Origin of the sequence: Variovorax saccharolyticus (assembly GCF_030316765.1) — a bacterium.
GTDB classification, from domain to species: domain Bacteria; phylum Pseudomonadota; class Gammaproteobacteria; order Burkholderiales; family Burkholderiaceae_C; genus Variovorax; species Variovorax saccharolyticus.
This window is the reverse complement of record NZ_JASZYT010000007.1, coordinates 331,019-348,559: the sequence shown is the minus strand read 5'-3', so window position 1 is coordinate 348,559 and position 17,541 is coordinate 331,019. Positions and strand designations below refer to the sequence as shown.

Here is a 17,541-nt window from a genome sequence, read left to right as displayed (position 1 = left end):
CGATCCGGTCGACTAGCATCGAGGGATGCCCAAGCCCATCACCGAACTGATCCACCATCCCTACAGCCCGCCGGCGCGGTTCGCGGCGCCCCAGCCAGGCGTCTACAAGGCCTCGACCGTGTTCTTCGCCGACGTCGCCGCCATGCGCGCGCGGGACTGGAAGACCAAGGCCGGCTACACCTACGGGCTGCACGGAACGCCGACCACCTTCACGCTCGAGGAGCGGCTCGCGACCCTGGAAGGCGGCACCGAATGCCTGCTGGTGCCCAGCGGCCTGGCGGCGATCTCGCTGGTCTCGTTCGCGCTGCTGAAGGCCGGCGACGAGGTGCTGATCCCGGACAATGCCTACGGCCCGAACAAGGCGCTGGCCACCGGCGAGCTGGCCAATTTCGGCATCAGCCACCGGCTCTACGACGCCATGAACCCGGCCGATCTGGCGGCCAAGCTGTCGGACCGCACCAAGCTGGTGTGGGTGGAGGCGGCCGGCTCGGTCACGATGGAATTCCCGGACCTGCCGGCCCTGGTCGGCGCCTGCCGCAACCGCGGCGTGATCACCGCGCTGGACAACACCTGGGGCGCCGGGCTGGCCTTCGCGCCCTTCGACTTCAATGGCACCGGGCAGGGCGTCGACATCTCGGTCCATGCGCTCACCAAGTACCCGAGCGGCGGCGGCGACGTGCTGATGGGCAGCGTGGTCACGCGCGACGAGCGCCTGCACCGGGCGCTCAAGCTGACCCACATGCGCATGGGCTTCGGCATCGGCGTGGGCGATGTCGAGACCCTGCTGCGCTCGCTGCCGAGCATGGCGCTGCGCTACCGCGCACACGACCAGAGCGCCCGCGAACTGGCGCGCTGGCTCGAAGGCCGCGGCGAGATCGCCCAGGTGCTGCACCCGGCGCTCGAAGGCTCGCCCGGCCACGCGCACTGGCTGCGCCTGTGCGGCGCGAGCGACCTCGCGGCGGGCATCTTCTCGGTGGTCTTCGATGCCCGCTATGGCACCGAGCAAGTCGATCGTTTTTGCGACAGCCTCGCCTTGTTCCGGCTCGGCTACTCGTGGGGCGGGCCGATCAGCCTGGTGGTGCCCTACGACATCGGCCTGATGCGCGATGCCGCTGTCGCCCGCTGGCCGCACAAGGGCACTCTGGTGCGCTTCTCGATCGGCCTGGAGGATGCGGACGACCTGCGCGCCGACCTCGAACAGGCCCTTGCAACTCTCTGAGGGCCCCCCTTTATCGCGTACAGTCTGCCCATGTGCAGTCACGGTGACTGTCTCGCGCGAAGGAGAAGCAGTGGCAACACCAAATTACGGCTATGAGAAGCGCCAGAAGGAACTGGCCAAGAAGAAGAAGAAGGAAGACAAGCTGAGGGAGAAAGCCAACCGCAAGCTCAGCCCAAGCAGCGACGGCCTGGCGCCGGGCGATCCGGAAACCGATGTCGCATCGCTGGAACGCGATCCGCCGACGGCGCCCGAGTTGCCCACCAAGAACGGCTGAGCCGTTCCGGCACCGAATCTCGTTGAAAAAGCCGCCGCGGCCGAGCGCCGCGGCGGCTTTTTGCTTGCGTGATCCGCGAACCCCGCGGCGGCCGCCAGCCCTATTTCGGCAGCATCTTGCGCAGCGTCGGCCAGACGTTGTCGAGCATGCGCGGCTGCGCGGCCGCCGTCGGATGGATGCGGTCGGCCTGGAACAGGGCCGCAGCGTCGGGCCCGTCGGCGATGCCCTTCAACAGGAAGGGCACCACGGGCGTCTTGGTCGCCGCCGCGACCTTCGCGAAGATGGCCTCGAAGCGGCGCGTGTAGTCGCTGCCGTAGTTCGGCGGCACCTGGATGCCGACCAGCAGCACCTGGGCTCCTGCGCTCTGCGCCGCCTTGGTCATCTGCAGCAGGTTGTCCTCGGTGCTGGCCAGCGGCAGGCCGCGCAGGGCGTCGTTGCCGCCCAGTTCGAGCACCACGTGCGTCGGCTTGTGCTGCGCGAGCAGGTTCGGCAGCCGGGCGCGGCCGCCCGAGGTGGTGTCGCCGCTGATGCTCGCATTGACCACCGTGGCCGGGACCTTCTGTTCGCCGAGCCGCTTGTCGAGCAGCGGCACCCAGCCTTCGCCGCGCTTGAGGCCGTACTCGGCCGACAGCGAGTCGCCGACCACCAGGATCAGGGGCTGCTTGCCGGGCGCGGCACGCGCATCGGCGGCCAGACATTCCCCTGAAATCGCGGCCAGGGTGCCGCTCAAGATAAAGTGCCGTCGATTCACCACGCGAAACCTTTCAATGTCCTCACTCCGATCCGATGGCCGAGCCGACGCCATCGTTGCCGTCCAGCATGTGTTCAAGTCCGTCACCGATTCCACCGGAACGCTGGACATTCTGCAGGACATCGATTTCACCCTGGGTGCGAAGGAAACGGCGGCGATCGTCGGCGCCTCGGGCTCCGGCAAGAGCACGCTGCTGTCGATCGTCGCCGGGCTCGACACGCCGACCCGCGGCACCGTGAAGCTCGGTGGCGAAGACCTGTTCGCGATCGACGAGGACGAGCGGGCGGCCTTGCGGGCCCAGAAGGTCGGCTTCGTGTTCCAGAGTTTCCAGCTGCTCGGCAACCTGAGCGCGCTCGAGAACGTGATGCTGCCACTCGAACTGGCCGATCGCAAGGACGCCCGCAAGGCGGCCACCGAGATGCTCGGCCGCGTCGGCCTGGGCCAGCGGCTGGGCCACTATCCCAAGGTGCTGTCGGGCGGCGAGCAGCAGCGGGTGGCGCTGGCCCGGGCCTTCGTGGTCCAGCCGGCCCTGCTGCTGGCCGACGAGCCCACCGGCAGCCTCGACTTCGCCACCGGCGAGCAGGTCATGCGGCTGATGTTCGACCTCAATCGCGAACTGGGCACCACACTCGTGCTGGTGACGCACGACCGCGGCATCGCGGCGCAGTGCGAGCGCAAAATCACGATCGAGGCAGGGCGCGTGGCGCTCGACGAGGGCGGGAGCTGAACTGAAGCAGGGGGATTTCCCATGCCTGGACCTTCATCCGACGGCGACGACGAAGAGGACACTGCATTCGGAGGACTGGCGCCGCGCAGCGGGCCGCAGGCCGAGCCCGCGGCCCGCAAACCGAGCCGATGGGGGCTGGTGGTCGGCGTGCTCCTGGTGCTGGGCCTGGTGGTCGCCATCGTGTTCCAGCTGGTGGCTCGATAATCACCGCATGTCTTCTCCCAAAGTGATCTTCGGCTTTCATGCCGTGGGCGTGCGCATCAAGACCGCGCCGAAATCGGTGATCGAGGTCTTGTTCGATGCCAGCCGGCGCGATGCGCGCATGCGTCAGTTCGTGGCCCGCGCGCAGGAGGCCGGGGTGCGGCTGGTCGAAGCCGACGGCTTGCGCCTGTCCAAGCTGAGCGGCAGCCACGGCCACCAGGGGGTGGCGGCGCGGGTCGAGCCCGTGGCCCAGACCCATTCGATCGACGAGCTTCTCGAAGGCCTGGAAGCGGCGGGCACGGTGCCGCTGCTGCTGGTGCTCGATGGCGTGACCGATCCGCACAACCTGGGCGCCTGCCTGCGCGTGGCCGACGGCGCCGGCGCGCACGCGGTGATCGCACCGAAGGACCACGCGGCCGGCATCAACGCCACCGTGGCCAAGGTGGCGAGCGGGGCGGCCGAGACCGTGCCGTACTTCATGGTCACCAACCTGGCGCGCACGCTGGGCGAGCTCAAGGAGCGCAACATCTGGTGCGTGGGCACCAGCGACGATGCGCCCGGGACGCTCTACCAGAGCGACCTCAGGCGGCCGCTCGCGCTGGTGCTCGGCGCCGAGGGCGAGGGCATGCGCCAGCTCACGCGCAAGACCTGCGACGAGTTGATCAGCATCCCGATGGCGGGTGCGGTCGAGAGCCTCAACGTGTCGGTGGCCAGCGGCGTGTGCCTCTACGAGGCGATGCGGCAGCGGCTGGTCTGAAAAGCCCTAGAGGCTGAAGAAGCGCATCACGACCTCGGCGGGATGGCGCACGCCGACACCGACGAACATGCGGTCGGTGATCCAGCCCAGCGCCTTCGAGGCGGTCTCGAAGCGCGGATGGCAGCGGAAATACACCTGCGACGGGTCCACAGGCTCGCCGCACAAGAGCTTGGCCATGACCTCGGCCGGCGCCGCGCGCACCGCGTGGTTCTGGACGTAGATCAGGTCGCCGGCGTCGGTCTCCAGGCCGTAGCGGGCGTCGAGTTCGGACAGGGTGTCGCTGACGATCAACTGGAAGTCGGTGCCGCCGGGCAGCACGCGGGCGGTCCAGCCGTCGCCGCGGGCCGTGCCGCCGGTGATCGGCACCAGGCGGCGCATGCCGCGCGGGCCGCGACTCAGGACTTCGGGCTTGCCGACCTCCACCCGGAGGTCGGCGAAATAGGCGAGCGCGGGCGCGGCGAGCGGGTCTTGCGGATTCATCCCCCGAGCGTAACGCGGTCGTCGCCCGCCGGGCTCAGGACGGGTCCTTGCCGCGCGTGCGGCCGACGCCGCTGAAGATGCCGATCCCGAGCAGGATCAGGGCGCCGATGCCGATGTAGAGCGAGGGGACGCCGGCGACCGTGGCCGCCCAGCCGAGGCCGGCCAGGAAGATCAGGAAGCCGATCATGTAGAGGGCGAAGGACATGGTTCTCTCTCCGGGACTTGGATTCGGCCCAGTCTGCCTGCGCATCGCCCAGGGCGCAGCGGCCATGGCCGCCATCGCGTGTCGGAGGGAACCTACCGTCCGGCCGGGTCGGCGGCTTCAGCGCTCGCTGCATCCAGTGCAGCGATGGTCTCGGGCGCCAGGCGCAGCGCGGCCGCCGCAGTGAGTTCCTGCAACTGCTTCATCGAGGTCGCGCTGGCGATCGGCGCGGTGATGGCCGGGCGTCCGATCTGCCAGGCGAGCGCCACCTGACCGGGCGTCGCGGCGTGGGTACGCGCTGCGGCGTCGAGCGCATCGAGGATGCGCAGCCCGCGCGGATTCAGGTATTTCTTCGTCGTGTTGGCGCCGCGTGCGCTCTTGGCGGCATCGGCTTCGCTGCGGTACTTGCCGGTCAGGAAGCCGGCCGCCAGTGCGTAGAAGTTGATGACGCCGACGCCGCGAGCCAGGCACAGCGGCTCGAGCGCATCCTCGAACACGGCCCGGTCATAGAGGTTGAACAGCGGCTGCAGGCTCTCGTAGCGCGGGAGGCCTCGCTGTTCGGCCAGGTCCAGCGCCTCGGCCAGGCGGGGAGCGCTGAAGTTCGAGGCCCCGATCGCACGCACCTTGCCGGCCTTGATCAGCGCGGCGAAGGCTTCGGCCGTGTCCGACAGCGGCGTCTCCGGGTCGTCGTCGTGCGACTGGTAGAGGTCGATGTGGTCGGTCTTGAGGCGCCTGAGCGAGGCGTCCACGGCCTCGTGGATGTAGGCCGGCGACAGGCCCTTCTTGCCTTCGCCCATCGGCTTGCCGAGCTTGGTCGCGAGCACCACGCGATTGCGCTTGCCGGTCTGCCGCAGCCACTTGCCGATGATCGTCTCGGATTCGCCACCGCTGTGGCCGGGCACCCAGCTCGAATAGACATCGGCGGTGTCGATGAAGTTGAAGCCGGCGTCGAGCCAGGCGTCGAGCAGCCGGAACGACAGGCTCTCGTCGACGGTCCAGCCGAAGACGTTGCCGCCGAAGGCGAGCGGCGAAACCTGGAGGCCCGAGCGGCCGAGGGGTCGGAGTTGCATGGAGAAACCTTGGTTGGGAGGATCAGACGAAACCGAGAGCGCCCAGCAGCGCCCCGGCGCCCAGCAGCCACAGCAGGTGGATGCGGGTGCGCCAGACGATAAACGCGGCCACGCCGGTCAGCAGCCACAGGTGCCAGGCGGGCGCGTTGCCGGCATGGTTTCCGGCCGCCAGCACCCAGCCGGTGGCGATCAGCAAGCCGATCACGATCGGCGCCATGCCCTGCTTGAAGGCGCGCACGCCGCGCCGGTTCCGGTTGCGATGGCCCCAGCGGGTTGCGAACCAGGTCAGGGTGGTGCTCGGCAGCATGATGCCGACCATCGTGATGGCGAGGCCCAGCAGGCCCAGCAGCCAGGCCTGGGGACCGGCCTCGATGCCGCCGCCGGCATTGAGCCCGACGTTCCAGCCCATCAGCGCGACGAACAGCACGTTGGGGCCCGGCGCCGCTTGGGCGATGGCCACTGACGAGCTGAACTGGGCGTCCGTCAGCCAGCCGTGGTCGCTGACCAGGTAGCGGTGCATGTCGGGCACGGTGGTGATGGCGCCGCTGATCGACAGCAGCGAGAGCATCAGGTACTGGGCGAAGAGCGCGAGCCAGTCCTGCCAGTGCATGACGATGCTCATGAAGCAACCTTCGTGCTGCGCACTGCGGTGCGAGCGCCTTCGGGCGGCCGGGCGTCGCTCATGGCGCGATCTTTCGCCAGGTCCAGGTGCAGGCCACGCCGCCGACCGCCAGCAGCACCCAGCCGAGCGGGATGCGGGCGAAGGCGATCGCGGCGAAGACCACGGCGACCAGCACCAGGCAGGTGGCGAAGCCGAGCGGATGCCTGCGCAGCTGGGGGATCAGCTTGATGCCGGTGGCGGCGATCAGGCCGCCGGCGACTGCGCCCATGCCGCGCAGCGCGCCCGCGACCTGGGGGTTGCCGGCGTAGTGGGCATAGAGCACCGCCAGCGCCAGGATCACGGCCAGCGGCACCGTCAGCATGCCGGCCACCGCGGCGATCGCGCCGCGCAGGCCGAAGTGGCGGTCGCCGATCATCAGCGCCAGGTTGATCACGTTCGGGCCCGGCAGCACCTGGGCCACGGCCCAGTCCTCGAGGAATTCGTCGGCCGTCAGCCAGCGCTTTTTCTCGACCATCTCGCGCTGCACGATGGCCAGCACGCCGCCGAAGCCCTGGAGGGCAAGCCAGGTGCAGGAAACGAACAGGTCGCGCGGGGACTTGGGGCGCGGGCGGTCGGACGCCGCCGCAGGGGAGGATGCCGGGTGCATGTGCGGCGATTATCGTTGGCGCTGCCGCCACCCCGGCGCACCGTCCCACGCGCCGCCGGCCAGCTTGCTGCGAAACTCCCGCCCATGAACGCTCGCTCGCTCTTTCAGCTCTGCAAGGATTCGGTCGCCTCGTGGCGGGCCGACTACGCCCCCAGCATGGGCGCCGCGCTGGCCTACTACACGGTGTTTTCGGTCGCGCCGCTGATCCTCATCGTGATCTCGGTGGTCGGCCTGGTGTTCGGCCAGGAGGCGGCCCGCGGCGAGATCTTCGAGCAGCTCTCGGGGCTGATGGGCGCCGACGGCGCGCGGGCGGTGCAGTCGATGCTCGAAGCCCTCAACAGGCCGACCCAGGGCGTGGTCGCCACCGTGGTGGGCGTCGGACTGGTGGTGATCGGCGCCACCACGGTCTTTGGTGAGCTGCAGGACGCCTTCGACCGCATCTGGCGGGCGCCGGTGCGCGACGAGGGCGGCGGCGTGCTGTCGCTGGTGCGGACCCGCCTGCTGTCGTTCAGCATGATCATGGGCATCGGCTTCCTGCTGATCGTCTCGCTGGTGGTCAACGCGGCGCTGGCGGCCCTGGGCGAATGGTGGGCGCCGCTCTTCGGCGGCTGGGCCACGCTGGCGCAGCACGTCAATTCGGTCTTCGGCTTCGTGACCGTGACGATCGGCTTCGCGATGATCTACAAGGTCATGCCGCGCGTCAGCGTGCAGTGGCGGGACGTCTGGGTGGGCGCCACGGTCACGGCGGTGCTGTTCACGGTCGGCAAGTACCTGATCGGCCTGTACATCGGCACCACCGGCGTCGCCTCGGGCTATGGCGCGGCCGGCTCGCTGGTGGTGGTGCTGGTGTGGGTCTACTACTCGGCGCAGATCTTCCTGTTGGGCGTCGAGTTCACCTGGGTCTATGCCCATGCCTACGGCTCGCTCAAGGCGGTGCCGCGGCCGGCGCCCGGACGGTCGCCGACGCGCCAGGATCAGCCCGCGAATCCGCCCTGATCGAGGAATTGCTGCTCCTCGGGCGTGCTGCGCCGGCCGAGCGCCGCGTTGCGATGCGGGAAGCGGCCGAAGCGCGCCACGATATCGCGGTGCAGCACGGCGAAGCGCTGGGTGTTGTCGTCCAGCGGGCTGCACAACTCGACCGAACGCTGCTGCTCGGCCAGCGACTCGGAGTGCATGAAGGGCAGGTAGAAGAACGGCCGCAGTCCAGGCTCGACCTGGCGGTCGAATCCGGCCGCGACCGCCGCCTGCGCGATCGCGAGCGCCTTGCCGTCGGTCGCGAACATGTGGCCGCTGCCGCGCCAGGCGTTGCGCGGCAACTGGTCCAGCAGCACCAGCAGGGCCAGCGCGCCTTCGGCGTCGGCCGCCCAGTGGTCGAGGGCGCCGCTGGCGGCGAGGTGGTGCGCGGCCTCGAAGCGGGTCTTGAATTCGGCGTCGAAGGCATCGTTCTTGGCGAACCATCGACTCGGGCCGGCGTCGCGCCAGAAGGCAGCGACGTCGCCGGGGGAGGGCAGGGTGTTCATGCGCCGGATGATGCCATCGGGCCCGAAAGTCGCGGCGGTGGCCGACATCGCTGCGGCTTGGCGCTGCCTAAGCTGAACGGGTCACCACTCGATGGAGGTCCTCATGACCCGTTACGGAAAACTACTGCGCCTGGCCCTCGTCGCAGGCGTCGCGACCGCGGCGCTCGCGGGCTGCGGAATGATGTCGAAGTCCAGCACCGCGAGCTTCAGCGGTGCCATGAACGCGGCCAGCGAAGTGCCGCCCAACATGACGCGCGGCAGCGGCACGGCGGAGGCCTGGCTCAACAAGGACACCAATGTGCTCAAGTACAAGATCACCTACGAGGGCTTGAGCGGGCCGGCCACCGCGGCGCACTTCCACGGCCCGGCCGCGGCCGGCGCGAACGCCGGTGTGGTCCTGCCTTTTGCATCGCCGGCCAGCCCGATCGAGGGCCAGGCCACCCTCACGCCGGCGCAGGCGGCGGACCTGATGGCCGGCAAGTGGTACGCCAACATCCATACGGCGGCCAACCCGGGCGGCGAGATCCGCGGCCAGATGCTGCCGAAGATGTAGGCCGATGCGGCGGACCGGCGCGAGGATCGGCGGCGGCTGGTGTCAAATGGCGCCATGTCCGCCGCTCGAAAACCCCGATCCCCCGTCTCCACCCCTGCCGGCCCGCGGGTCGACATCACGACCGCCCGCAAGGCCCTGGTGCTGCAGGGCGGCGGCGCGCTCGGCGCCTACCAGGCCGGTGTGTACGCCGGTGTCCTCGAGAAGCACAAGACGCTCGACTGGGTCGCCGGCGTCTCGATCGGCGCGGTCAATGCGGCTCTGATCGCAGGCAACCCGCCCGAATTGCGGGTGCAGCGCCTGCGCGAATTCTGGAACCTGGTGTCGTCGGGGCCGGCGCAGCGCCTGCCGGCCTGGTGGGGCGGCGACCGGGCCGCCCTGAACCAGTGGAGCGCCACGGCGGTCGCGATGTTCGGCGTGCCGGGTTTCTTCGAGCCGCGCCGCTCGCCCGCGCTGCTGCTCGGCGGGGCGGCGCCGCTGCTGAGCTACTACGACACCGCGCCGCTCAAGTCCACGCTCGAGCGCCTGGTGGACTTCGACCGCATCAACCATCGAGAGATCCGCTTCAGCGTCGGCGCGGTCAATGTGCGCACCGGCAACTCGATCTATTTCGACAACACGGTGCAGCGCATCGGGCCCGAGCACATCATGGCCAGCGGCGCGCTGCCGCCGGGCTTCGCGCCGGTCCACATCGACGGCGAGGACTACTGGGACGGCGGCATCGTGTCGAACACGCCGCTGCAGTACGTGCTGGACATGCACCCGCGCAGCGAGCCGCTGATGGTGCTGCAGGTCGACCTGTTCAGTGCCCGCGGCGCGATGCCGAGCACGCTGGCGGAGACCCTCGAACGGCAGAAGGACATCACCTATTCGAGCCGCACCCGGATGAACACCGACGCGCTGGCCTCCAACATGAACCTGCAGCAGGCCATCGCGGACCTGATCGGCAAGCTGCCGGCACCGCTGCGCAAGGACCCGAGCGTGCAGGCCGTCTGCGACCAGCTCAACCACGAGCCGGTCGAGATCGTGCACCTGATCTACCGTGACAAGCCCTACGAGCTCGATTCGAAGGACTACGAGTTCTCGCGCGCCTCGGTCGACGACCACTGGGAAGCCGGCATGCGGGACATCTGCAACACGCTGGATCATCCCGAGTGGCTGCAGGCCGCCTCGCTGTCGAACGGCGTCACCACCTTCGACCTGAGCGAGCCGAACGCGCGCCGGGTCCGCCATCCGATGAAGCTGCCGCAGATTCCGGCCGCCCGCTAGCCGCCGCACAGGCACGCAGATTGCACGCATTCCCCCATCCCCCTCATCCCAAGGAAAACCCATGCAGCTCAAGGACAAGGTCGCTTTCATCACCGGCTCGGCCAGCGGTATCGGCAAGGAGATCGCCATCGTCTTCGCCCAGGAGGGCGCGAAGATCGTGATCGCCGACCTCAACAAGCAGGCCGCCGACGCCACCGCGGCCGAGCTCAAGGCAGGCGGCGCCGAAGCCATCGGCGTCGGCGTCGATGTCACGAGCGAGGAACAGGTCGATGCCGCGGTCGAAGAGGCCGCCAAGGCCTTCGGCGGCATCGACATCCTGATCAGCAACGCCGGCATCCAGATCGTGCATCCGGTCGAGGAGTTCAGCTTCGCCGACTGGAAGAAGATGCTGGCGATCCATCTCGACGGCGCCTTCCTGACCACCAAGGCCTGCCTCAAGCACATGTACGCGCAGGGCCGCGGCGGCAGCGTGATCTACATGGGCTCGGTGCACTCCAAGGAAGCCTCGCTGCTGAAGGCGCCCTACGTGACCGCCAAGCACGGCCTGATCGGACTGGCCAAGACCGTCGCCAAGGAAGGCGCCAAGCACAACGTGCGGGCCAACGTGATCTGCCCCGGCTTCGTGCGCACGCCGCTGGTCGAAAAGCAGATCCCCGAGCAGGCCAAGACCCTGGGCATCACCGAAGAGCAGGTGATCAAGAACGTGATGCTCAAGGAGACCGTGGACGGCGAATTCACCACCACCGACGACGTCGCCCGCGTGGCGCTGATGTTCGCGGCCTTCCCGACCAATGCGCTGACCGGCCAGTCGCTGGTGGTGAGCCACGGCTGGTTCATGCAGTGAGCGGCACGGTAGTTTCCCTGTGTTCGATGCGGGCTGAATGACAGCTTGGCGGCCTAGGATCGCAGCAGCGGCGCACCCGGCGCCCGCCACGAACCGGAGACCCCGCCCATGACTGCATCCCTTCCCGCTCTCGGCCGCCGCGCAGTGCTGCTCGCGGCCGCGCTGGCGCTCGCCGGCTGCAGCAGCATCGCACCGAAGCCGGCTGCCACCGACATCCATGTCATGACCTCGGGCGGCTTCACGGCCGCCTACAACGACCTGCGGCCCGGCTTCGAGAAGGCCAGCGGCCGCGCGGTCAAGACCGCCTACGGCGCCTCGATGGGCAATGCCAGCGACTCGATCCCGAGCCGGCTGGGGCGCGGCGAGCCGGCCGACGTCGTGATCCTGGCGCGGCCGGCGCTCGATGCGCTGGTCGCCGAGGGCAAGGTCGTGCCCGGCAGCCAGGTCGACCTGGTGCGCTCGACCATCGGCTTCGCGGTCAAGAAGGGCGCGCCCAAGCCCGACATCGGCACCGTCGACGCGCTCAAGCGAACGCTGCTCGCCGCGCCCTCGATCGCCTATTCGGCGAGCGCCAGCGGCACCTACTACGAGACCGAACTGCTCCGGAACCTCGGCATCGAGGCGCAGGTCAAGCCCAAGAGCAAGCGCATCCTGAGCGAGCGCGTGGGCACCGTGGTGGCGCGCGGCGACGCGGCGCTCGGCCTGCAGCAGGTGAGCGAACTGCTGCCGATCGAAGGCATCGACTACGTCGGCCCGCTGCCGGCCGAGGTCCAGCGCGTCACCGTGTTCTCGGCCGGCGTCGCCACCGGCTCGAAGCAGCCCGAGGCGGCGCGCGAACTGATCCGCTACCTGAATTCGCCGGCCGCCGCGCCGACCATCGCCAAGACCGGCCTCGAGCCGATCACCGCCCGCTGAAGCCGCGATGGAACTGCGGCAGCTGCGCTATTTCGTCAAGACCTGCGAGCTGCGCAGCATGGGGCGCGCGGCGCTCGAACTGCAGCTGGCGACCTCGGCCTTGAGCCAGCAGATCAGCCGGCTCGAAAGCGAACTGAGCACGCGCCTGCTGCAGCGCAGCTCGACCGGCGTGACGCCGACCGATGCCGGCCTGGCCTTCCTGCAGCAGGCCCAGCTCACCTTGCGCCACGCCGACGAGGCGGTGCGGGCGGCCCAGCAGGCGCGGCTCGCGGGCCACGTCAGCATCGGGCTGCCGCCGACCACCTCGTCGGTGCTCGGCGTGCCGCTGATGCAGGCCATGGCCGAGCGCTACCCCGAAGTCCGGCTGCATCTGGTGGAGGCGCTGTCGGGCCATCTGGGGGTGATGCTCGGGGCGCGCCAGCTCGACCTCGCGGTGCTGTTCCAGACCGACACCGCACGGCGCTGGAGCGTGCTGCCGCTGCTGGACGAGAAGCTGTTCGTGATCGCCAGGGCCGACCTGCCCGGCCTGCCGAAGGGGCCGCAGGTTCGCATCGCCCGGCTGGGCGCGCTGCCCTTGATCCTTCCGAGCGCCTCGCACGGACTGCGCGCCACGCTGGCCGCGGCCTTCGCGCGGGCCCGGGTGGCGCCGCGCGTGGTGACCGAGATCGATGGCCTGGCGCTGCTGATGGATGCGGTGCGGGCCGGCCTGGGGGCCACCATCCAGCCCGGCGCGGCCACCGCGCGCCTCGGTGACGACCGTCTGGTGCAGGTGCGCATCGCCGATGCCCAGGTCGGGCGGCTCAACCTGCTGGCCAGCCTGTCGGACGACGAGCTGTCGCCGGCGGCGCTGGCGGCCCGCGTGGTGTTGTCCGATGTCGCGCGCCGGCTGGTGCGCGAAGGCCGCTGGGCCGGCGCCACCCTTCACGAAAACTGAAGACCCCTTGCCGCGGGCGGACTGTCGCTCGGAGCCCCCGTTGCCTACAGTCGTGCCCACCACGATAGGAGACAACGCAAATGATCGATGTGCTGGTCGTCGGCGGCGGCAATGCCGCGCTGTGCGCTGCGCTGATGGCGCGCGAGGCCGGCGCCCGCGTGCTGCTGGTCGAAGCCTCGCCGCGCGAATGGCGCGGCGGCAACTCCCAGCACACGCGCAACCTGCGCTGCATGCACGACGCGCCGCAGGACGTGCTGGTCGAGGCCTATCCCGAAGAGGAGTACTGGCAGGACCTGCTGAAGGTGACCGGCGGCCTGACCGACGAGCACCTGGCGCGCATCGCGATCCGCGCCTCCTCGAGCTGCCGCGACTGGATGCGCAGCCACGGCGTGCACTTCCAGCCCCCGCTGTCGGGCGCGCTGCACGTGGCACGCACCAACGCCTTCTTCATGGGGGGCGGCAAGGCGCTCGTGAACGCCTATTACCGCAGCGCCGAGCGGCTCGGCGTCGCGGTGCGCTACGACACGCCGATCGTCTCGGTCGAACTCGACGGCGATCGCTTCGTGGCGGCGCTCACCGAGGGCGGGGAGCGCATCGAGGCCCGCAGCTGCGTGCTCGCGGCCGGCGGCTTCGAGTCGAACCGCGACTGGCTCATCGAGGCCTGGGGCGAGAACGAGCGTGGCGAGCGTCCGGCGGAGAACTTCCTGATCCGCGGCACCCGCTTCAACCAGGGCGTGCTGCTCAAGGCGCTGATCGACGCCGGCGCCGATTCGATCGGCGATCCGACGCAGGCCCACATGGTGGCGATCGATGCCCGGGCGCCGCTGTACGACGGCGGCATCTGCACCCGCATCGACTGCGTGTCGCTCGGCGTGGTGGTCAACCGCGAAGGGCAGCGCTTCTATGACGAGGGCGAGGACTTCTGGCCCAAGCGCTATGCGATCTGGGGCCGGCTGGTGGCCCAGCAGCCGGGCCAGATCGGCTACTCGATCATCGACCGCAAGGCGATCGGACGCTTCATGCCGCCGGTGTTCCCGGGCACCGTGGCCGACACGCTGCCCGAGCTGGCGCGCAAGCTGGGCTTGCCCGAAGGCAGCTTCGTCGGCACCTTGAACGCGTACAACGCGGCTTGCCGGGTCGGCAGCTTCGATCACACGACGCTCGACGATTGCCACACCGAAGGACTGGCTCCCGCCAAGACGCACTGGGCGCGGCCGATCGACACGCCGCCGTACTACGGCTATGCGCTACGGCCCGGAGTCACCTTCACCTACCTGGGCCTGAGGGTCAACGACGAGTCGGCCGTGCACTTCGGCGGCCGGCCGAGCCCGAACCTGTTCGTCGCCGGCGAGATGATGGCGGGCAACGTGCTCGGCAAGGGCTACACGGCGGGCGTCGGCATGGCGATCGGAACCGCCTTCGGCCGCATCGCGGGCACCCAGGCCGCCAGGGCCGCAAGCAGGGAGCACGCGCATGCAGCAGCTTGAGGCCCTGACGCGCGAGGCGGTGTCGCTCGCGACCGGCGGGCAGCGCGTGATCCCGATCCTCGGCGAGCGCGAGACCGAGGTCGGCCGCCAGATGCAGATCTGCAATGCCTGCCGCTACTGCGAGGGCTTCTGCGCCGTGTTCCCGGCGATGACGCGGCGGCTCGAGTTCGGCCGCGCCGACATCCACTTCCTGGCCAACCTGTGCCACAACTGCGGCGCCTGCCTGCATGCCTGCCAGTACGCGCCGCCGCACGAGTTCGCGGTCAACGTGCCGAAAGCGATGGCCGAGGTGCGCGGCCGGACCTATGCCGACTACGCCTGGCCGCCGGCGCTGGGCCGCCTCTATCAGCGCAACGGATTGACGCTGTCGCTCGCGCTCGCGGCCGGGCTGGCGCTGTTCCTGCTGCTCGCGGTGGTGCTCAAGGGCTCGCTGTGGGGCGGGGCGCTGGGGGGCAACTTCTACAGCCTGTTCCCGCACAACCTGCTGGTCGGCCTGTTCGCGCCGGTGTTCGGCTTCGTGGTGTTCGCGCTCGGCATGGGCGTGACGCGCTTCTGGCGCGAGATCACGCCGGTGACCAGCGGCGCCCCGCTGCGGGCGCCGGCCGCGGCCGAAGCGGCCGATGCCGTGCTGCGCCTGAAGTACCTGGACGGCGGCCATGGCGAGGGCTGTCCCAACGAAGACGATGCCTGGACGCAATCGCGCCGGCGCTTCCACCACTTCACCTTCTACGGCTTCCTGCTGTGCTTCGCGGCCACCAGCGTGGCGACGCTCTACCACTACCTGCTCGGCTGGCAGGCGCCCTACGAGTTCCCGAGCCTGCCGAAGCTGCTGGGGGCGGTGGGCGGTGTCAGCCTCATGATCGGCACGGCCGGCCTCTGGCGGCTCAACCGGCGGCGCCATCCGCTGCATGGCGATGCGGCGCAGAAGCCGATGGACCTGGGCTTCATCGCCTTGCTGTTCCTCACCAGTGCGAGCGGCCTCGCGCTGTGGCTCGGGCGCGGCACGCCGGCGCTGGCGTTGCTGCTGTGCCTGCACCTCGGCGCGGTGATGGCGCTCTTCGCCACCTTGCCCTACGGCAAGTTCGCGCACGGCATCTTCCGCACTGCGGCGCTGCTGCGGCACGCGGTCGAGAAGCGCGAGCCGAATCCGATCGGCCTCGGTGCCGACGACTGAATCGACCACCACGATCCATCCCCAGGAGAAGCGCATGACGACCCCCGGCACGCTCGCCATTCCCTCGATGAAGCACCAGTGCACGCCGGCCGAATGGCAGGCCCGTGTCGACCTGGCCGCCTGTTACCGGCTGGTCGAGTTCTACGGCATGGCCGACATGATCGCCAACCACATCTCGGCGCGGGTGCCGGGCGAAGACGGTGCCTTCCTGATCAATGCCTACGGGATGATGTACGAGGAGATCACCGCCTCCAGCCTGGTCAAGGTCGACCACGACGGCAACGTGCTGTCGAAGCCGGACTTCGGCGACCTGGGCTACGGCATCAACAAGGCGGGCTACGTGATCCACAGCGCGGTGCATGCGGCGCGGCCGGAGGTCGCCTGCGTGATCCACACCCACAGCTGGGCCTCGATGGCCGTGTCGTCGCTCGAGTGCGGGCTGCTGCCGCTCACGCAAACGGCCATGCGCTTCCTCAAGGTCGGCTATCACGCGTACGAGGGCGTCGTGCTCGACACCGCGGAGCAGGCTTCGCTGGTGGCCGATCTCGGCCAGTCCGAAGCGCTGATCCTGCGCAACCACGGAGCGCTGGTGGTCGGCAACACGGTGGGCGAGGCCTTCAACTGGATGCACCGGCTGGAGCTGGCCTGTCGTTCGCAGCTGGCCGCGATGGCCTGCAACAGCCCGCTGCAAGCGGTGCCGCCGGCTGTGCTCGAGGCGACCTGGAAAAACTACCAGCCCGGCACCCGCCGCCCCTACGGCGTCATGGAGTGGCCGGCGCTGCTGCGAAAGCTCGACCGGATGGACCCGGGCTACCGCGACTGATTCACCCACCACAAGAACGAGAGACAAGACATGAGCCATGCACATTCTGGCGGCGCTTGCACGGCCGCGAGCCCCTTCGCGCGGCAGCCGAACCGGCGAGGGGCGACGCTGGCCCTGGTCGCGCTGGGCGCCTCCATGATCGCCCCGCCCGCGTTCGCGCAGGCCTACCCCGCCAAGCCGGTGCGCATCGTGATCGCCTTCTCGGCCGGCGGCACCACCGACATCCTGGCCCGCTCGGTGGCGCAGAAGCTCGGCGAGCAGCTCAAGCAGTCTTTCGTGATCGACAACAAGCCGGGCGCCGGCGGCAACATCGGCACCGAGTCGGTGGTGCGATCGGCGCCCGACGGCTACACGCTGATCGTCAATTCGGTGGGGCCGATCGCGGTCAACCAGACGCTCTACAAGAACCTGTCCTACGACCCGCTGAAGGACCTGGTGCCGATCGTGCAGATCGCCGACGTGCCGAACGTGCTGGTCGTCCACCCCTCGGTTCCCGCGAACAGCTTCGAGGAGTTCGTCGCCTACGCCAAAGCCAATCCCGGCGTGCTCAATTACGGCTCCACCGGCACCGGCACCTCGTCGCACCTGTCGAGCTACATGCTCAGCAAGCGCATCGGCACCGAGACCACGCATGTGCCCTACAAGGGCGCCAACGCACTCAATGATCTGCTGTCGGGTCGGCTGCAGTTCATGTTCGCCACCATCCCCTCGGTGATCCCGCACATCCGCGCCGGCAAGCTGCGCGCGCTGGCGGTGTCGAGCGACAAGCCGTCGCGCTCGCTGCCGGGCGTCCCGACGGTGGCCGAAAAGGGCTTCCCGGGATTCGCCGCCGGCTCGTGGTTCGGCTTCTTCGCGCCCAAGGGCACGCCGGAGCCGGTGGTCGCGCTGATCAACAGGACGGTCAACGACATCCTGCCCTCGCTGGAGGAGCAGATGATCCGCGAGGGCGCCGATCCGGTCGGCGGCTCGCCGGCCCAGTTCGGCCAGTTCACGCAGCGCGAGTACGAGAAGTGGAAGATCATCGTGCGCGACTCCGGCGCGACGCCGGAATGAGCGCCGTGCGCAGCCGGGAGGCT

22 protein-coding genes are annotated in these 17,541 nt (G+C 69.5%); 15 read left to right on the top strand and 7 right to left on the bottom strand.

All coding sequences use genetic code 11. From position 1 onward, the window contains the following. Positions 1-25 precede the first annotated feature (25 nt). Both QTI45_RS22385 and QTI45_RS22380 read left to right on the top strand, forming a co-directional pair. The gene (locus tag QTI45_RS22385) at positions 26-1,219 is read left to right on the top strand and encodes a PLP-dependent transferase (protein WP_286655939.1); all 1,194 of its coding nucleotides are present in this window, start codon (positions 26-28) and stop codon (positions 1,217-1,219) included. A gap of 70 nt (positions 1,220-1,289) precedes the next feature. Beyond that, positions 1,290-1,493, top strand: coding sequence for a hypothetical protein (locus tag QTI45_RS22380; protein ID WP_286368157.1), 204 nt, complete (start codon positions 1,290-1,292; stop codon positions 1,491-1,493). Positions 1,494-1,593: 100 nt separating this feature from the next. Here QTI45_RS22380 and QTI45_RS22375 read toward each other — a convergent pair whose 3' ends face one another. Beyond that, on the bottom strand, positions 1,594-2,298 hold the full coding sequence (locus tag QTI45_RS22375) for an arylesterase (RefSeq protein ID WP_286655938.1): 705 nt from the start codon (positions 2,296-2,298) through the stop codon (positions 1,594-1,596). Here QTI45_RS22375 and QTI45_RS22370 point away from each other — a divergent pair. The 3 genes from QTI45_RS22370 to rlmB are packed head-to-tail and all read left to right on the top strand — an operon-like array spanning position 2,261 to position 3,929. Beyond that, positions 2,261-2,971: an ABC transporter ATP-binding protein gene (locus QTI45_RS22370; protein WP_286368155.1), complete on the top strand. Its 711-nt coding sequence runs from the start codon at positions 2,261-2,263 to the stop codon at positions 2,969-2,971. The genes QTI45_RS22375 and QTI45_RS22370 overlap by 38 nt on opposite strands. A gap of 21 nt (positions 2,972-2,992) precedes the next feature. Beyond that, positions 2,993-3,175: a hypothetical protein gene (locus QTI45_RS22365; RefSeq protein WP_286368154.1), complete on the top strand. Its 183-nt coding sequence runs from the start codon at positions 2,993-2,995 to the stop codon at positions 3,173-3,175. Positions 3,176-3,182: 7 nt separating this feature from the next. Further along, entirely contained in the window at positions 3,183-3,929 is a 747-nt protein-coding gene (gene rlmB / locus QTI45_RS22360) for a 23S rRNA (guanosine(2251)-2'-O)-methyltransferase RlmB (RefSeq protein ID WP_286655937.1), read from the top strand. Between the two features lie 6 nt (positions 3,930-3,935). Here rlmB and QTI45_RS22355 read toward each other — a convergent pair whose 3' ends face one another. The 5 genes from QTI45_RS22355 to QTI45_RS22335 all read right to left on the bottom strand — a co-directional run bounded on the left by QTI45_RS22355 (position 3,936) and on the right by QTI45_RS22335 (position 6,949). After that, on the bottom strand, positions 3,936-4,409 hold the full coding sequence (locus tag QTI45_RS22355; protein WP_286655936.1) for a DUF3237 domain-containing protein: 474 nt from the start codon (positions 4,407-4,409) through the stop codon (positions 3,936-3,938). A 34-nt stretch (positions 4,410-4,443) separates the two neighbouring features. Beyond that, positions 4,444-4,614, bottom strand: coding sequence for a hypothetical protein (locus QTI45_RS22350; protein WP_286368151.1), 171 nt, complete (start codon positions 4,612-4,614; stop codon positions 4,444-4,446). A gap of 92 nt (positions 4,615-4,706) precedes the next feature. Further along, on the bottom strand, positions 4,707-5,681 hold the full coding sequence (locus QTI45_RS22345) for an aldo/keto reductase (protein ID WP_286368150.1): 975 nt from the start codon (positions 5,679-5,681) through the stop codon (positions 4,707-4,709). A gap of 22 nt (positions 5,682-5,703) precedes the next feature. Next, positions 5,704-6,303, bottom strand: coding sequence for a chromate transporter (locus QTI45_RS22340; protein WP_286368149.1), 600 nt, complete (start codon positions 6,301-6,303; stop codon positions 5,704-5,706). 58 nt (positions 6,304-6,361) lie between these two features. Next, on the bottom strand, positions 6,362-6,949 hold the full coding sequence (locus QTI45_RS22335; RefSeq protein ID WP_286368148.1) for a chromate transporter: 588 nt from the start codon (positions 6,947-6,949) through the stop codon (positions 6,362-6,364). Between the two features lie 84 nt (positions 6,950-7,033). Between QTI45_RS22335 and QTI45_RS22330 the strand changes: the two genes are divergently transcribed. Then, on the top strand, positions 7,034-7,945 hold the full coding sequence (locus tag QTI45_RS22330; RefSeq protein WP_286655935.1) for a YihY/virulence factor BrkB family protein: 912 nt from the start codon (positions 7,034-7,036) through the stop codon (positions 7,943-7,945). Here QTI45_RS22330 and QTI45_RS22325 read toward each other — a convergent pair. Next, positions 7,924-8,517, bottom strand: a complete 594-nt coding sequence (locus QTI45_RS22325) for a DUF924 family protein (protein WP_444813303.1) — start codon at positions 8,515-8,517, stop codon at positions 7,924-7,926. The genes QTI45_RS22330 and QTI45_RS22325 overlap by 22 nt on opposite strands. Before the next feature lie 55 nt (positions 8,518-8,572). Between QTI45_RS22325 and QTI45_RS22320 the strand changes: the two genes are divergently transcribed. The 9 genes from QTI45_RS22320 to QTI45_RS22280 all read left to right on the top strand — a co-directional run bounded on the left by QTI45_RS22320 (position 8,573) and on the right by QTI45_RS22280 (position 17,518). Beyond that, positions 8,573-9,022 (top strand): CHRD domain-containing protein, encoded by a 450-nt coding sequence (locus QTI45_RS22320; protein ID WP_286368145.1) that lies wholly within the window; start codon positions 8,573-8,575, stop codon positions 9,020-9,022. Positions 9,023-9,076: 54 nt separating this feature from the next. Continuing rightward, a complete protein-coding gene (locus QTI45_RS22315) occupies positions 9,077-10,288 on the top strand; it encodes a patatin-like phospholipase family protein (RefSeq protein ID WP_286655934.1) in 1,212 nt (403 codons plus the stop codon). Between the two features lie 61 nt (positions 10,289-10,349). Next, a complete protein-coding gene (locus QTI45_RS22310; protein WP_286368143.1) occupies positions 10,350-11,132 on the top strand; it encodes a 3-hydroxybutyrate dehydrogenase in 783 nt (260 codons plus the stop codon). Positions 11,133-11,240: 108 nt separating this feature from the next. Further along, a complete protein-coding gene (locus QTI45_RS22305) occupies positions 11,241-12,047 on the top strand; it encodes a substrate-binding domain-containing protein (protein ID WP_286655933.1) in 807 nt (268 codons plus the stop codon). Between the two features lie 7 nt (positions 12,048-12,054). Beyond that, a complete protein-coding gene (locus QTI45_RS22300) occupies positions 12,055-12,981 on the top strand; it encodes a LysR substrate-binding domain-containing protein (RefSeq protein WP_286368141.1) in 927 nt (308 codons plus the stop codon). 80 nt (positions 12,982-13,061) lie between these two features. Beyond that, positions 13,062-14,468: an FAD-dependent tricarballylate dehydrogenase TcuA gene (gene tcuA / locus QTI45_RS22295; RefSeq protein WP_286655932.1), complete on the top strand. Its 1,407-nt coding sequence runs from the start codon at positions 13,062-13,064 to the stop codon at positions 14,466-14,468. Beyond that, positions 14,455-15,642, top strand: coding sequence for a tricarballylate utilization 4Fe-4S protein TcuB (tcuB, locus tag QTI45_RS22290; protein ID WP_286655931.1), 1,188 nt, complete (start codon positions 14,455-14,457; stop codon positions 15,640-15,642). Before tcuA ends, tcuB begins: the two co-directional genes overlap by 14 nt. 34 nt (positions 15,643-15,676) lie before the next feature. Next, complete coding sequence (locus tag QTI45_RS22285; protein ID WP_286655930.1) at positions 15,677-16,465, top strand: class II aldolase/adducin family protein; 789 nt, start codon at positions 15,677-15,679, stop codon at positions 16,463-16,465. A 135-nt stretch (positions 16,466-16,600) separates the two neighbouring features. After that, entirely contained in the window at positions 16,601-17,518 is a 918-nt protein-coding gene (locus tag QTI45_RS22280; protein ID WP_286655993.1) for a Bug family tripartite tricarboxylate transporter substrate binding protein, read from the top strand. The last annotated feature ends 23 nt before the right edge of the window (positions 17,519-17,541 follow it).

Coding starts and splice junctions, on each gene's coding strand:
- QTI45_RS22335 (WP_286368148.1), bottom strand. CDS start 6,949: ATGCACCCGGCATCCTCCCCTGCGGCGGCGTCCGACCGCCCGCGCCCC.
- QTI45_RS22340 (WP_286368149.1), bottom strand. CDS start 6,303: ATGAGCATCGTCATGCACTGGCAGGACTGGCTCGCGCTCTTCGCCCAG.
- QTI45_RS22325 (WP_444813303.1), bottom strand. CDS start 8,517: ATGTCGGCCACCGCCGCGACTTTCGGGCCCGATGGCATCATCCGGCGC.
- QTI45_RS22385 (WP_286655939.1), top strand. CDS start 26: ATGCCCAAGCCCATCACCGAACTGATCCACCATCCCTACAGCCCGCCG.
- QTI45_RS22330 (WP_286655935.1), top strand. CDS start 7,034: ATGAACGCTCGCTCGCTCTTTCAGCTCTGCAAGGATTCGGTCGCCTCG.
- QTI45_RS22305 (WP_286655933.1), top strand. CDS start 11,241: ATGACTGCATCCCTTCCCGCTCTCGGCCGCCGCGCAGTGCTGCTCGCG.
- QTI45_RS22375 (WP_286655938.1), bottom strand. CDS start 2,298: ATGGCGTCGGCTCGGCCATCGGATCGGAGTGAGGACATTGAAAGGTTT.
- QTI45_RS22355 (WP_286655936.1), bottom strand. CDS start 4,409: ATGAATCCGCAAGACCCGCTCGCCGCGCCCGCGCTCGCCTATTTCGCC.
- QTI45_RS22370 (WP_286368155.1), top strand. CDS start 2,261: ATGTCCTCACTCCGATCCGATGGCCGAGCCGACGCCATCGTTGCCGTC.
- tcuA (WP_286655932.1), top strand. CDS start 13,062: ATGATCGATGTGCTGGTCGTCGGCGGCGGCAATGCCGCGCTGTGCGCT.
- tcuB (WP_286655931.1), top strand. CDS start 14,455: ATGCAGCAGCTTGAGGCCCTGACGCGCGAGGCGGTGTCGCTCGCGACC.
- QTI45_RS22350 (WP_286368151.1), bottom strand. CDS start 4,614: ATGTCCTTCGCCCTCTACATGATCGGCTTCCTGATCTTCCTGGCCGGC.
- QTI45_RS22315 (WP_286655934.1), top strand. CDS start 9,077: ATGTCCGCCGCTCGAAAACCCCGATCCCCCGTCTCCACCCCTGCCGGC.
- QTI45_RS22280 (WP_286655993.1), top strand. CDS start 16,601: ATGATCGCCCCGCCCGCGTTCGCGCAGGCCTACCCCGCCAAGCCGGTG.
- QTI45_RS22310 (WP_286368143.1), top strand. CDS start 10,350: ATGCAGCTCAAGGACAAGGTCGCTTTCATCACCGGCTCGGCCAGCGGT.
- QTI45_RS22300 (WP_286368141.1), top strand. CDS start 12,055: ATGGAACTGCGGCAGCTGCGCTATTTCGTCAAGACCTGCGAGCTGCGC.
- QTI45_RS22320 (WP_286368145.1), top strand. CDS start 8,573: ATGACCCGTTACGGAAAACTACTGCGCCTGGCCCTCGTCGCAGGCGTC.
- QTI45_RS22285 (WP_286655930.1), top strand. CDS start 15,677: ATGACGACCCCCGGCACGCTCGCCATTCCCTCGATGAAGCACCAGTGC.
- QTI45_RS22345 (WP_286368150.1), bottom strand. CDS start 5,681: ATGCAACTCCGACCCCTCGGCCGCTCGGGCCTCCAGGTTTCGCCGCTC.
- QTI45_RS22365 (WP_286368154.1), top strand. CDS start 2,993: ATGCCTGGACCTTCATCCGACGGCGACGACGAAGAGGACACTGCATTC.
- rlmB (WP_286655937.1), top strand. CDS start 3,183: ATGTCTTCTCCCAAAGTGATCTTCGGCTTTCATGCCGTGGGCGTGCGC.